The organism is Mesorhizobium sp. M0292, from assembly GCF_040321695.1.
In the GTDB taxonomy this organism is placed as follows: Bacteria; Pseudomonadota; Alphaproteobacteria; order Rhizobiales; family Rhizobiaceae; genus Mesorhizobium.
Genome location: NZ_JAMYSB010000035.1, coordinates 17149 through 30467 on the forward strand (window position 1 = coordinate 17149; position 13319 = coordinate 30467).

General features: G+C 63.8%; 13 protein-coding genes. 9 read left to right on the forward strand and 4 right to left on the reverse strand.

What is annotated here, in order from left to right; translation table 11 throughout:
* Positions 1-127 precede the first annotated feature (127 nt).
* Positions 128-1408, forward strand: coding sequence for an amidohydrolase family protein (locus tag NKI96_RS30540; protein WP_352807588.1), 1281 nt, complete (start codon positions 128-130; stop codon positions 1406-1408).
* Between the two features lie 72 nt (positions 1409-1480).
* A complete protein-coding gene (locus tag NKI96_RS30545; protein WP_023692641.1) occupies positions 1481-2404 on the forward strand; it encodes a DMT family transporter in 924 nt (307 codons plus the stop codon).
* Position 2405: 1 nt separating this feature from the next.
* Here NKI96_RS30545 and NKI96_RS30550 read toward each other — a convergent pair whose 3' ends face one another.
* Positions 2406-3308 (reverse strand): phosphotransferase family protein, encoded by a 903-nt coding sequence (locus NKI96_RS30550; RefSeq protein WP_023692640.1) that lies wholly within the window; start codon positions 3306-3308, stop codon positions 2406-2408.
* A 106-nt stretch (positions 3309-3414) separates the two neighbouring features.
* Here NKI96_RS30550 and NKI96_RS30555 point away from each other — a divergent pair, with 106 nt between their 5' ends.
* Positions 3415-4047, forward strand: a complete 633-nt coding sequence (locus tag NKI96_RS30555) for a class I SAM-dependent DNA methyltransferase (RefSeq protein ID WP_023692639.1) — start codon at positions 3415-3417, stop codon at positions 4045-4047.
* A 12-nt stretch (positions 4048-4059) separates the two neighbouring features.
* On the opposite strand, the gene NKI96_RS30560 is transcribed toward NKI96_RS30555, so the two are convergent.
* The 3 genes from NKI96_RS30560 to NKI96_RS30570 form a co-directional block, all read right to left on the reverse strand.
* Positions 4060-6513, reverse strand: coding sequence for a GcvT family protein (locus NKI96_RS30560; RefSeq protein WP_023692638.1), 2454 nt, complete (start codon positions 6511-6513; stop codon positions 4060-4062).
* Positions 6510-7394: a phosphotransferase family protein gene (locus tag NKI96_RS30565; protein ID WP_023692637.1), complete on the reverse strand. Its 885-nt coding sequence runs from the start codon at positions 7392-7394 to the stop codon at positions 6510-6512. The genes NKI96_RS30560 and NKI96_RS30565 overlap by 4 nt, the downstream gene beginning before the upstream one ends.
* Before the next feature lie 168 nt (positions 7395-7562).
* Positions 7563-7835 (reverse strand): hypothetical protein, encoded by a 273-nt coding sequence (locus tag NKI96_RS30570; protein WP_352807590.1) that lies wholly within the window; start codon positions 7833-7835, stop codon positions 7563-7565.
* Between NKI96_RS30570 and NKI96_RS30575 the strand changes: the two genes are divergently transcribed.
* The 6 genes from NKI96_RS30575 (at position 7815) to NKI96_RS30600 (ending at position 13155) form a co-directional block, all read left to right on the forward strand.
* The gene (locus NKI96_RS30575) at positions 7815-8579 is read left to right on the forward strand and encodes a DeoR/GlpR family DNA-binding transcription regulator (protein WP_023685103.1); all 765 of its coding nucleotides are present in this window, start codon (positions 7815-7817) and stop codon (positions 8577-8579) included. The two genes, NKI96_RS30570 and NKI96_RS30575, sit on opposite strands and share 21 nt — an antisense overlap.
* Before the next feature lie 159 nt (positions 8580-8738).
* Positions 8739-8924 (forward strand): hypothetical protein, encoded by a 186-nt coding sequence (locus tag NKI96_RS30580; protein WP_156933986.1) that lies wholly within the window; start codon positions 8739-8741, stop codon positions 8922-8924.
* Between the two features lie 55 nt (positions 8925-8979).
* Positions 8980-9591 carry a DedA family protein gene (locus NKI96_RS30585; RefSeq protein ID WP_352673650.1) on the forward strand — a complete coding sequence of 204 codons (612 nt, stop codon included), beginning with the start codon at positions 8980-8982 and terminating at the stop codon, positions 9589-9591.
* 80 nt (positions 9592-9671) lie between these two features.
* The gene (locus NKI96_RS30590; RefSeq protein WP_352807591.1) at positions 9672-10583 is read left to right on the forward strand and encodes a LysR family transcriptional regulator; all 912 of its coding nucleotides are present in this window, start codon (positions 9672-9674) and stop codon (positions 10581-10583) included.
* Positions 10584-10793: 210 nt separating this feature from the next.
* Positions 10794-11948: an ABC transporter substrate-binding protein gene (locus tag NKI96_RS30595; protein WP_352807593.1), complete on the forward strand. Its 1155-nt coding sequence runs from the start codon at positions 10794-10796 to the stop codon at positions 11946-11948.
* Between the two features lie 208 nt (positions 11949-12156).
* A complete protein-coding gene (locus NKI96_RS30600) occupies positions 12157-13155 on the forward strand; it encodes an ABC transporter ATP-binding protein (protein ID WP_023692631.1) in 999 nt (332 codons plus the stop codon).
* Positions 13156-13319: the final 164 nt, after the last annotated feature.

The window sequence follows — 13319 nt, forward strand, 5'->3', positions numbered from 1 at the left end:
CGAAAGGCGGCTTATAGAGCGAGTTGTGACCGGATGGAACCTTTCGCTGTCGCGGAGACAATCGGCTGCGGCACGGTGTCTTTTGCGCCACGATTGCGGCGACTGATCTGCAGGGAGATGACGACAGATGGATTTCGATCTTGTTGTGCGCGGCGGAACGCTGCCCGACGGCACCGTCGCCGACCTAGGCATCATCGGCGAGACGATCGTCGCCATCGAGTCCGAACTGCATGTCAGCGCCGGCACGGCGATCGACGCCCGTGGCAATCTGATCTCGCCGCCCTTCGTCGATCCGCATTTCCATATGGACGCCACGCTGTCCTACGGCATTCCACGCATCAACGCTTCGGGCACGCTGCTGGAAGGCATTTCGCTGTGGGGCGAACTGAAGCCGCTCTTGACCCATGACGCGGTGCGCGAGCGGGCGCTCGCCTATTGCGACTGGGCGGTCTCGATGGGCCTGCTCGCCATCCGTACCCATCTCGATGTCTGCGACGACCGGCTGCTGGCGGTCGAGGCGCTGCTCGACGTCAAGAAGATTGTCGCGCCCTATATCGATCTGCAACTGGTCGCTTTCCCGCAGGATGGCTTCTACCGTTCGCCGACGGCGCGCCAGAACACGCTGCGCGCGCTCGACATGGGCGTCGACATCGTCGGCGGCATCCCGCATTTCGAACGCACCATGGCCGACGGCACGCGCTCGGTGACCGAATTGTGCGAAATCGCGGCGAAGCGCGGGCTGATGGTCGACCTGCATTGCGACGAGACCGACGATCCGCTGTCGCGCCACATCGAGCAGCTTGCCTATGAGACGCAGCGCCTTGGCCTGCAGGGCAAGGTAGCCGGCTCGCATCTGACTTCAATGCACTCGATGGACAATTACTACGTCTCCAAGCTGCTGCCGCTGATTGCCGAGGCCGGTGTGTCGGCGATCCCCAATCCGCTGATCAACATCATGCTGCAGGGCCGCCACGACACGTTTCCCAAACGCCGCGGAATGACCCGGGTGAAGGAGATGCTGGCGCTCGGCATCCGCGTCGGTTGGGGCCAGGATTGCGTTCTCGACCCCTGGTATTCGCTGGGCACCGCCGACATGCTCGACGTCGCCTTCATGGGGCTTCACGTCGCTCAGATGTCGAGCCCTGCCGACATGGCACGCTGCTTCGACATGGTCACCAATGTCAACGCCGCCATCATGGGCCTCGATCATCTCGGCCTTGCCGTGGGCAAGCGCGCCAGCTTCGTCATCCTCGATGCAGGCAACCCGATCGAGGCCTTGAGGCTGCGTGCCGAACGGCTGTGCGTCGTCGCCAGGGGCAAGGTGGTGGCCGAGCGCACGAAACAGGAGACACGGCTGTCGATCGCCGGCCGTCCCGGACAGGTGAACCGGCGGCACAAAACTGCGTAGAAACAGCCGATTTCCGCCGCTGGTCTTACCGATTTGCCTCGTCAAAGCGACCGCTTGCAGCTAGGGAGCCGCATGGCCCAGTCGCTCGTCCGCACCTTCACTATCAGGAACGCGCTTCTGGCCGGCATCCTCTTGATGCTGGCCGGCGACTTCATGTTCGCGCTGAACGACGCGATGGGCAAATGGCTGGTCGCCAGCTTCTCTGTCGGCCAGGTGGTGCTGATCCGATCCATCGGCGCCTTCATCGTGCTCGGCCCGATGATCGCCAACCAGGGCGCCCGCAGACTGTTCCGGATGGAGCGGCCGGTCCTCCAGATTCTGCGCGTGCTGGCGACCACGGCGGACACGGCGCTGTTCTATGCCGCCGTCGTCTATCTTCCGCTTGCCGACGTGATGAGCTTCTACATGGCCGGGCCGATCTATGTAGCGGCGCTGTCGCATTTCCTGCTCGGCGAAAAGGTCGGCTGGCGCCGCTGGGCCGCCATCATGGTCGGCTTCTGCGGCGTGCTGATCATCTTGAAGCCGTCTTCGGCGGCGTTCTCGCAGTCCTCGCTGTTCGCACTGGTCGGCAGCATTGCCTTCGCCTTCGCCATCATCCTCAGCCGCCGCCTGCGCGGCACCAGCGACACAACGCTGGTCACCTGGCAGACTATCGGCACGCTGCTCGTCGGCGGCGTGATGACCATAGGCGCCTGGCAGACGCCCTCGGCACTCGATTTCGGCGCCATGCTCCTGCTCGGCATCGTCTCCTGCAGCGCGCATCTGATGATTACCAGGGCGCTGAAACTGGCCCCTGCCTCGACGCTGGCGCCGCTGCACTACAGCCTGCTTCTATGGGCGGTGATCTTCGGCCTGGCCTTCTTCGGCGACCTGCCGGGACCGCGCATCCTGATCGGCTCGGCCATCGTCGTGCTCGCCGGCCTGTTCATCTTCCACCGCCAGAAGGTGGTCGAAACAGTCGTGCCGCCGGAGAACGTGCCGAAAGGCGTGAATTGACCTAACCTTGGCGCACCGCCGCCAGATGCCGTAAAAACTCAGGCGTTTCCATCAGCGCCTTGCAACGGGCGAAGCGGCCGTCGGCATAGGCGCGGAAGTCCTCGACCGGGTTGTTGTTGGCAAGCTGGATCAGCCCCCACAGCGTCCACAACAGGTCGCACATCGCCTTGTAGATAACGACGCGGCCGCGCTCGGCCGGTTTCGCCTCGCCGCCGAAATAGGCGCGCATCATCTCTTCCTCTTGCGCGGTGTGGAACCGGCCTTCGACCGAGAGGTCGCCGAGGTCCCAGAGCGGATCGTTCATCCCCGAATATTCCCAGTCGACGATCCACATCCGCTCGCCCGTATCGAGAAAATTCTCGCACAGCGGATCGCAATGGCAGGCCGCAAGCGGCAGTCTATGCGCGGCAAGGGCGGCACGCACGGTGTCGGATTCGCGCACCACGTCGTGGTAGCCCGGCGGCAAGGCGACGTCCTTGGTCGATAAGACCTTGAGATAGTCGTCGATCATCGCAAACAGCTCGAAGCGGAACGGAAACACCGCACCGGACGCGTGCAGCCTGCGGAAGGCTTCGCCGGCGCGGGCCGGGCTGCCGGCGCGCAGCTTGAACTTTTCCGGCGACATCGTCACGGCGCCGGCAACGAAGCGGCTCGCCAGCACGCCTGTCGCGGGGTCGACATGCAGCACCTCGGGACTGACGCCCGCTTTGGCCGCCTCACGCGCCGCCACCGCCTCATTAGCGCGGTTGATATACTCCTCGGTGCCTTTGCCGGGGATACGCAGGCAGATATCGCCGGCCCGAAAGACGAGATTGGTCATCCCGCCCAGCCGCTCCAGCGGTCCGTCGTAGCCCGCTAATGCCGGAATTGCCGCAAGTGTTGCGCGTGCCTCGTCGGTCCCCATGGCTGTTGCCCCTGGCGTGTTATTTCTTGCGACAACGGTTCCACAGTTTTCGCCGTTTGGCTATCATCCGATCGAGGGTGAGCAGCGAGCTGGCGGAGAAACAGCCATGGCGGGCAACAAGGATCATGGCGGGCTTGGCGCCGCCTATGCGGCGCAACGGCCCGAGGACGTCGCCGCGATCTATGACAGTTGGTCGGAAACCTACGATGCCGACATGTCGGCCGCCGGCTACCGCCATCCGACGATCTGCCTGGCCCTGCTCGCACGGCATCTGCCGCGCGGCGCCGCACCGCTTCTCGACGCCGGCGCCGGCACCGGGCTGATCGGCGAGTGGCTGGCCATCACCGGCTATCCCCAGGTCGAAGCGCTCGATATTTCGCAAGGCATGCTGTCTAAAGCGGCGGCAAAGGGCGTCTATTCGGCGCTGCATTGCCTGGCGCTCGGCGGGCCACTGCCCTTTGCCGACAATGCCTATGCCGGCATCGTCTCGGCCGGCGTTTTCACCTCCGGCCATGTCGGCGCCGAGGGGCTGGACGAACTGATCCGCGTCTGCCGTCCCGGTGGCGTCATCGTGCTGACCATCAAGAACACGCTGTGGAACGCCGGCTTTGCCGATCGCATCGCTGCGCTCGAGGCTGAGGTCAGGGTCGTTCGTGCCGAGGAGACTGCGCCTTATGTTTCGATGCCGGGCGAGGCTGACACCGTGCCCAGCCGCGGCCTTGTACTCCGTGTGAGCTAATCCAGGTTTCGTCTACGCCTTGATCCTGCTCATCGAAGAATCGTACATCGGTTCGAGATGAATGTTGGCCGGCGTCCGTTCCATCGCGACCACCAGCTCATAGTCCCCTGAGCTGAGAAAATCGTCGCTGACGCCATCGGCGTTGCGGACATAGCCATAGCCGATGTTCTTAGCCAGCGTGTAGCCATAACCGCCGCTGGTGAGATAGCCGACCGGTTCGCCATTGCGCAAAATCGTCTCGCGCCCGACCAGCACGATATCGGGATCGTCGACCGTGAAGCCGGCAAAGCGTTTCTTCAGGTCGGCGCCGCTGATCTTTTCGAGCGCCCGCCGGCCGACGAAATCCGTGTTCTTTCTCAGCTTCACCGCCCAGCCGAGGCCGGCCTCCAGCGGCGTGTCGTTGGGTGTGATGTCGGAGCCCCAGGCGCGATAGCCCTTCTCCAGCCGAAGTGATTCCAGCGCTCGGTAGCCGATCGGCCGGATGCCGAGCGGCTTGCCGGCGGCCATCAATGCGTCGAAGATTTCGCCGGTGGCGGCGATTGGCACATGCAATTCCCAGCCGAGCTCGCCGACATAGGTGACGCGCAGCGCCCGAACCGTATGACCGGCAATGGCGATCTCGCTGACATGGCCGAACGGGAAGGCGACATTCGAGACATCCGCGTCGGTGACGGCCGAAAGCACATCGCGGGCGCGCGGCCCCATCAGCGACAGCGTGCCGAAATCCTCGGTGACATCTTTCAACGTCACGTCGAGGCCCTTGCCGACATGGTCGCCGATCCAGGAGAGATCATGCGTGCGGAAGCCGGTGCCGGTCACGATGTAGAATTTGTCTTCGGCGAGCCTGGCCACCGTCAAATCGGCCTCGATGCCGCCGCGCGTGTTGAGAAGCTGCGTGTAGGTCAGCCGTCCCACCGGCTTGGCGACATCGTTGGCGCAGATCCAGTCCAGCGCCTTAGCCGCATCCGAACCCGTCATTTCGTATTTGGCGAAGGAGGACTGGTCGAAGATGCCGACTTTCTCGCGCACATGCCGGTGCTCCTCGCCGACCGGGCCAAACCAGTTCTGCCGGCCCATGGAATAAATGTCTTCGGATGTGGCGCCCTGCGGCGCGAACCAGTTCGGCCGTTCCCAGCCGAGCTTGGAGCCGAACACCGCGCGGTGCGCTTTCAGCCGCTCGTAGAGCGGCGAGACGATGCGCGGCCGGCCCGAGACGTACTCCTCATGCGGAAAGCCGATCGTGTAATGCTTGCCATAGGCTTCCAGCGTGCGATCGCTGACCCATTGCCGGTCGCGGTGCAAATTGGAAAAGCGCCTGATGTCGACCACCCAAAGGTCGAGCGGCGCTTCACCATCGACAACCCATTGCGCCAGTACCCAGCCGGCGCCGCCGCCGGAAGCGATGCCGAAGGCGTTGAAGCCGGCGCCGACGAACATGTTGGCGCATTCGGGCGCGACACCGAGGATGAAATTGCCGTCCGGCGTAAAACTCTCCGGCCCGTTGATCATCTGCTTGACGCCGACCGTCTCCAGCGCCGGCACGCGCGCGATCGCCTGGCTCATATGCTGTTCGAAATGATCGTAGTCGTCGTCGAACAGGCGGAACTCCCAGTCATCGGGGACATCGCCGCCGGGCAGGCCGGTCGCCCAGGCCTGCGGGTTCGGCTCATAGCCGCCCATCACCAGCCCGCCGACCTCTTCCTTGAAATAGGTACGGCGGTCGGGATCGCGGATTGTCGGCGCGTCGGTCGCCAGCCCGTCGACCTTCTCGGTGATGATGTACTGGTGCTTGACGGGTTGCAGCGGTACGGAAATGCCGGCCATCGCGCCGACCTGGCGCGCCCATTGCCCGGCACAGTTCACCACCTTGTCGCAAGCAATGTCGCCCTTGTTGGTCTTCACCGCGGTGATGTGCCCGTCCATCATGTCAAATCCGGTGACGCGGACATCCTCGAACAGCTTCGCGCCATGCATGCGCGCGCCCTTGGCCAGCGACTGCGTGATGTCGGAGGGGCTGGCCTGCCCATCGGTCGGCAGCCAGGAGGCGCCGACCAGGTCGCTGGTCTCCAGCAGCGGCCACATCTTTTTGACCTCCCCCGGCGACAGCAACTGCATGTCCATGCCGAAGCTCCTGGCCGTCGTCGCCAGCCGTTTATATTCGGTCCAGCGGTCGGCATTGGTCGCAAGCCTGAGGCACCCGGTCATCTTCCAGCCGGTAGCGAGCCCGGTCTCAGTCTCCAGTCCCTTGTAGAGCTCGACCGAATATTTGAGCACGCGGGTGATCGAGGCCGACGAGCGCAACTGGCCGACCAGCCCGGCCGCATGCCAGGTCGAGCCCGAGGTCAGCTTGCCCTGTTCCAGCAGCACGACATCGGCCTTGTGGTCGCGCGCCAGGTGATAGGCCGTCGAACAGCCGATAATGCCGCCGCCGATGACGACGATGCCGGCATGTGTGGGCAATGTCATGACTGGGTCCCGTACTTCGTGCGGTAATTGTCCAGCGCCGCGTCAAGCCGCGTCAGGTTCTCTGCGGTGTAGGCGACGTAGTCGATGCCGGGCGCGTCGAGGTAAAGTTCGGAAACCATGCTCCACATCGCCTCGCGCAGCAGCGAGGCGCATTGCATGGCGGCGTGCGAGCGGCGGATCGCCTCATCCGGCTCGCGCATGAAATACGCCGTGAGGAAAGTGAAGGACTCCGCGTCGCTCATCTCGGCGTTGGAGGCAACGCCGGCAAGATCGAACATCGCCGTGTTGAAACCGGCATATTCGAAATCGATGAGCCACAACCTGTCGCCATCGTCGAGGATATTTGCCGGCAGAAGATCGTTGTGGCCAAATACGATCGGCAGCAGCTTCTGCGCCCGCTCCAACTCGTCGGCCAGAGCCAGCAGCCTGGGCAGCTCGTCGCGCTTGCGGCTGCCGCCTTCGCTCAGCGTTCGCGCATAGTCGCGGATGACATGGAAGACCCAGAACATGAAGCCGGCGCCGGAGATGTGATTGGGCATCTCGCGATGGAACCCGCGCATAAGCGCTGCGACGCGGCCGATATTGGCGCGCACGTCCTCGGCGACATAGGTCTTCGCGCCGAGGAATTCCGTGACCATGATGCCGGGTTCGGAATGGTGGACCGCCGGCGCGAAGCCTGCGGCGTGCGCCGCGCGGGCCGTCATCACCTCGCGGTCGCGAAAGACGTGGTGAAATGGATAGTCCTGGCCGAAGCGCACGACATGCCGCCCGGCCGCGTCCTTGACCAGATAGTTGGCGTTGCTGAGGCCGCCCGGCAGCGGCGCAATGTCGATGCTGCCATTCCAGCAAGGCAAGGCCCGGATGCGGTCTTCAGCAGTCACGGGGCCATCCCTGACTTTTGCGGAGCTTCGATAGGCGCCAAGCGCCGCGCAACGAGCGTTGGGAAACGCAAAAAATCTCGTCGGTGCGGGACGCAGGAACTCCTATCCCGCGCCGCACCGACGAGCCCCTCTGGCCAGGTTTTAATACCCGGTCTCCGCCCCCGCGGATCAGAGAAACTTTTGTGCCAGTTCAAACCCATACGGTCTGGCCAGACGGTCCGGTCCGTGAATTGCGGCTCTGCCATCACCCTCCCGTGGCAGTTCCGAAGCTGTCACGCCGTCAATGTCACGCCAGTGCTGCCTACCTGTCAATGAAATGTTGTGACTTTTTTTGGGTGTTTTGCCCGAAACCACGAGCAATTCCTTTAAAAACGGCGGCATTGCCCTAAAACCGGGCAGGCCGCAAATTGAGGAAGCCAGATGATCCATTCGAAACGGCATGGCGAAATCCTCCGCCTCCTCAAGGAAGAGGGCACCGTCACCATTGCCAGCCTCGCCGACCGGCTGGGGGTTTCGCTTGAAACGGTGCGCCGGGATGTCAAGCCACTGACCGGCAATGGCTCGGTGCTCAAGATGCATGGCGCCATCGGCCTGCCGTCGATGGCCGGCGAAGCGCCGTTCGAGCGGCGCATGCGCGACAATGCGGAGGCCAAGCGGCTGATCGCCCGCATGGTCGCTGCCACCATTCGCGACGGTGAATCGGTCATGCTGGACACCGGCACCACGACCTCGTTCCTGGCCCGCGAACTGCTCGGCCACCGACGGCTGACCGTGGTCACCAATTCATCCGACATCGCCCGCACGCTGGCCACCGTCAACGGCAACAAGGTCTATATGGCCGGCGGCGAATTGCGCAGCGATTCCGGAGCCGCCTTCGGCGCCTCGGCGATCGATTTCGTCAGCCGCTTCTCGGTCAGCCATGCGGTGATTTCGATCGGCGCCGTCGATGCCGCCGCAGGCCTTGCCGACTACGATCTGGAAGAGGCGGAGTTCGCCCGCATGGTGCTGTCGCGCGGCCAGCGCTCGCTGGTCATCACCGACCACACCAAGTTCGGTCGCCAGGGTCTGGTCCAGGTCTGCGGCTTCGACGGTTTTTCCGAACTCGCCACCGACCAGCCGCCGCCGCGCGACATTGCCTCGGCACTTGCCGAGGCTGGAGCGCGCCTCAGCATCGCTGCGGCCTAGCCAAACACCAGCGACTGGCGCGCCGCGATCCCGGCCATGCCGCCACCCGATACCACGAAGGCGATGTTGTGCATCAGGCGCGCCGCGTCGCCCGGCCGCAGAAGATGTCATTGTGGGGGAAGAATTTCTTTTTCAATCATCCCGCTCTTCGCAATGTCCATGCAACTTGGCAGCCGCAAACAGCGCCTCGTCGAAATGCGGGCCGGGCGAATCGCCCGCATCAGCAATGAGGCCACCATGCTGCAAACGATGCCTTGTCTTTCCTGGACGCTTGCGCGCTCCGACCTGGAAGCGGACCCGGCTTGGCCGGACATTCCGCAACTTTCCGCCGGCGACGGTGTATGACGGTGTATAAGGTGTCCAGGATCAAGAACCTCAAAACCTATGACTGGCGCTTCGCATGACTGATCCACTGTCGGCGATCCTGGGCTTCGGCCTGCTCGGCGTCGCCTGCCTCGCCTTCACAGAAAAGATCCTGCCGCTGCCGCCCTCGCATGTGCTGCTGCTGTTCCTCGGCATGACGGCAGCCCCCGATCTCCCGGCGCTGGCGATCCTGCTCCTGGTGACGACGCTGTCCGCCATCACAGGCTGCCTTGTCTGGTATAGTGTGGGCCGTCGGATCGGATTGGATCGCGCCGACAGGCTGGTCCAGCGTTTCGGCAAATATGTCTGCCTGCGCTATGCGACCTACAGCAAGCTTGGTCAGGCCTATCGCCGCCATCATGTCCGGGTCTCCTTGCTGGCGCAGTTCATCCCGACGGTTCGCAACTATCTGCCGATCGCGGCCGGCGCGCTCCGTCTTCCACTCTTGCCCTTCGCGGCGGCGACGCTGCTCGGCGCCACTTTGTGGAACACCGGCTTCCTCGTCACCGGCTACCTTATGCGCGGCAGCGGCCGGGATTCCTATGCCATCGGCTTTCGCATCATCGTCATCGTCCTGGCGCTGGAGACGGCGTTCATGCTCGCGCTGCGCTACGCTTCAGCCTGCCGGCGGCGCCTCGGATTCCGCTGACCAGGAGGCGCCTCAAGCCGTATGGGTATAAGGCCCGCCTTCGGCTTTCCTTCCCCGTCGCGCCGGTGTTTAGTCCGGCCATGGCTTTCACCATCCGCCAGCTGCAGTTCTTCATTGCCGTCGCCGAGCAAGGCACGGTGTCGGGCGCCGCACAAAACCTCTCCATCTCGCAATCCTCGGTCACCGAGGCGATCAAGGAGCTGGAGAGCGATCTCGGCGTCGAATTGTTCGAGCGCCATCCACGTGGCCTCAACATTACCCACAAAGGCCACCAGTTCCTGCGCCATGCGACCAAGATCCTGGCCGACGTCTCCGATGCGCGCCGCGCTTTCTCCGACGACCAGGTGGTGGCCGACGGGCGCCTGCAGCTCGGCGTCACCTCGCTGGTCGCCGGCTATGTGCTGTCCGATCTGCTGGCGCGCTACCGCCGCGCCTATCCCGGCGTCGATGTCTCGGCCATCGAGGACAATGGCGACTATCTGGAACATCTGCTGATCGGCGGCAAGCTCGACATTGCCGTCATGGTCACCTCCAATTTGCGCGACCGCACCGCGCTGCAGTCGGAAATCCTCGAGGTCTCGGCCTACCGGCTGTGGGTCCCGCTCGGCCACAAGCTGGCCAGCGCCGACATTATCGGCATAGGCGACATTGCCGGCGAGCCGCTGATCATGCTGACCGTCGACGAGATCGAGGAGAACACCGGCAAGCTTCTGGCGGCGATCGGCGCCAGGCCGCATGTCGCCTTTCGCACCCGCTCGGTCGAAGCCGTTCGCAGCCTCGTCGCCACAGGTGCGGGCGTGGCGTTGCTGCCCGACCTAGTCTACCGGCCGTGGTCGCTGGAAGGCGACCGCATCGAATCGCGCGACATTTCGGGTTCCCTGCCGGTCGTCCAGGTCGGCATGGTCTGGCGCCGAGGCTCCGGTCTGCCGCAGGCGTCGCGCGACTTCATCGGCCTCGCCCAGTCGCAGCGTATGGTACGCCAGCAGCGTTGATAGGGTGCGTGGTTATCTATCGGAAAAACCGATATCGCGTTTCTGATAAATGAATTTGCGAAACCGGAATTTTCCGAGCACTTTTCATGTCAGGGAGAAAGCCGCCATCAGAGCGGCAACGTGCCATCGGATGAACTGACGCTTTTCAGCCTGCGGCTGACCGCGGCGGCGACTCGCTTCGCAGTCAGGCGCCAAAATGGGAGATTGACGATGAATTCATTCCTGAAGACGTGCACCGCCTTGACGGTCGCGCTGACCTTTTCCGGTCAGGCCGTCGCCCAGGTCAAGGAACTTGGCAAGGGCGAAGGGGAGGTCAGCATCGTTGCCTGGCCGGGGTACATCGAGCGCGGCGAAACCGACAAGGGCTATGACTGGGTGACCTCCTTCGAGAAGGAGAGCGGCTGCAAGGTCAACGTCAAGACCGCGAACACCTCCGACGAGATGGTCTCGCTGATGAATGAGGGTGGGTTCGATCTAGTCACCGCTTCGGGTGACGCATCGCTGCGCCTCGTTGCCGGCAAGCGCGTGCAGCCGATCAACACCGATCTCATCCCGAGCTGGAAGGCGGTAGACGACCGTCTGAAGGATGCGCCCTGGTTCACCGTCGACAAGGTGCATTACGGCGTTCCCTATCAGTGGGGCCCGAACATCCTGATGTACAACACCGATGTCTTCAAGGAAGCGCCCAAGAGCTGGAACGTCGTCTTCGAGGAAATGAACCTGCCGGACGGCAAGTCCAACAAGGGCCGCGTCCAGGCCTATGACGGCCCGATCCACATCGCCGACGCCGCCAACTATTTGATGTTCCACAAGCCGGAACTCGGCATCAAGGACCCGTACGAACTGAACGAAGACCAGTACAAGGCAGCGCTCGAGCTGCTGCGTGTTCAGCGGACGCTGGTCGGCCGCTACTGGCATGACGCCGCCATCCAGGTCGACGACTTCCAGAACGAAGGCGTCGTCGCTTCCGGTTCGTGGCCTTACCAGGTCAACACGCTGGTTGCCGCCAAGAAGCCGGTCGCCTCGACCGTGCCGGAAGAAGGCGTCACCGGCTGGGCCGACACCACCATGATGGAGGCCGACGCCGCGCATCCCAACTGCGCCTATATGTGGCTTGAGCATTCGCTGTCGCCCAAGGTGCAAGGCGATGTCTCGGCCTGGTTCGGCTCGCTCCCCGTGGTGCCCGCTGCCTGCAAGGGCAACGAGCTGCTCGGCGAGGAAGGCTGCAAGACCAACGGCTACGAGAACTTCGGCAAGATCAAGTTCTGGAAGACGCCGGTCTCGAAGTGCGCCACCCAGAACGACCAGTGCGTGCCTTACTACCGCTGGGTGTCCGACTATATCGGCGTCATCGGCGGGCGGTGAGCTCCCTTAACCCTCCCCCCTTGTGGGGAGGGTCGAGCGCAGCGTCGGGGTGGGGGCAGCGCTGACGTCCGGTGCTAGTCACCCCCACCCGCGGCTTCGCCGCGACCTCCCCCATCGAGGGGGAGGTGAAGTGCCGTGCCCGCTGGCCTGATTGGTGGCGGCAAGAGCTATTTCGACGAACCACAAACCGGCAACAGACGGACAGCCCATGACATCGGCCGTTTCCTTCCAGAAAGTCTCTCGCCATTTCGGCAGCGTGCGCGCCGTCGATGCGGTCGATCTCGACATCGTGCCCGGCGAGTTCTTCGCCATGCTCGGTCCGTCGGGGTCAGGCAAGACGACCTGCCTGCGCCTCATCGCCGGCTTCGAGCAGCCGACATCGGGCTCGATCTCGATCTTCGGCGACCGCGCCGAGGGCGTGCCGCCCTATCGCCGCAACGTCAACACGGTGTTCCAGGACTACGCGCTGTTCCCGCATTTGAACGTGCTGGACAATGTCGCCTACGGGCTGATGGTCAAGGGCATCGCCAAGCCGCAGCGGCAGAAGGCGGCGGAAGAGGCATTGTCACTGGTGCGGCTTCCCGGCTATGGCGCCCGCCGTCCCGGCCAGCTCTCCGGCGGCCAACGCCAGCGCGTCGCGCTGGCCCGTGCGCTGGTCAACCAGCCCAAGGTGCTTTTGCTCGACGAGCCGCTCGGCGCGCTCGACCTCAAGCTGCGCGAGAACATGCAGGAAGAGCTGAAGTCGCTGCAGAAGGCGCTCGGCATCACCTTCGTCTTCGTCACCCATGATCAGGGCGAAGCGCTGTCGATGGCCGACCGCGTTGCCGTCTTCAATGACGGCAAGATCATGCAGATCGGCACGCCGGAAGACATCTACCAGCGGCCCAGGACACGCTTCGTCGCCGATTTCGTCGGCTCCTCCAATGTGTTGCCGCCGGATTTCGTCCAGCGTTATTCCGGCCAGGACCGCTGGGGCAGCCTGCGCCCCGAATCGATCCGCATCGGCAGCATTGCGAAAGGCGAAGGGGTTGCCGCGCGCCTGGTCGGAACCAACTATCTCGGCGCCACGACCAGGCTGGCGCTCGACGCCGACGGCTTGAGGCTGCACGCCATCGTGCCGGCCGGGACAAAGCTGCCGGCGGAAGGCGAAGCGGTGGTGCTGACGTTCAACCGCGAGCATTTGCATTTGATGGACGAGCCGGCATGATTGAGGTTTGCGCCAAGCACCCCCCTCTGTCCTGCCGGACATCTCCCCCTCAAGCGGGGAGATTGGCTGTTCCTCCCGGTTTCGCCAATCTTCAACGTTGGGGATTTGGCGAGGCAGCGAAACTGCTGATCTCCCCCCTTGAGGGGGAGATGTCCGGCAGGACA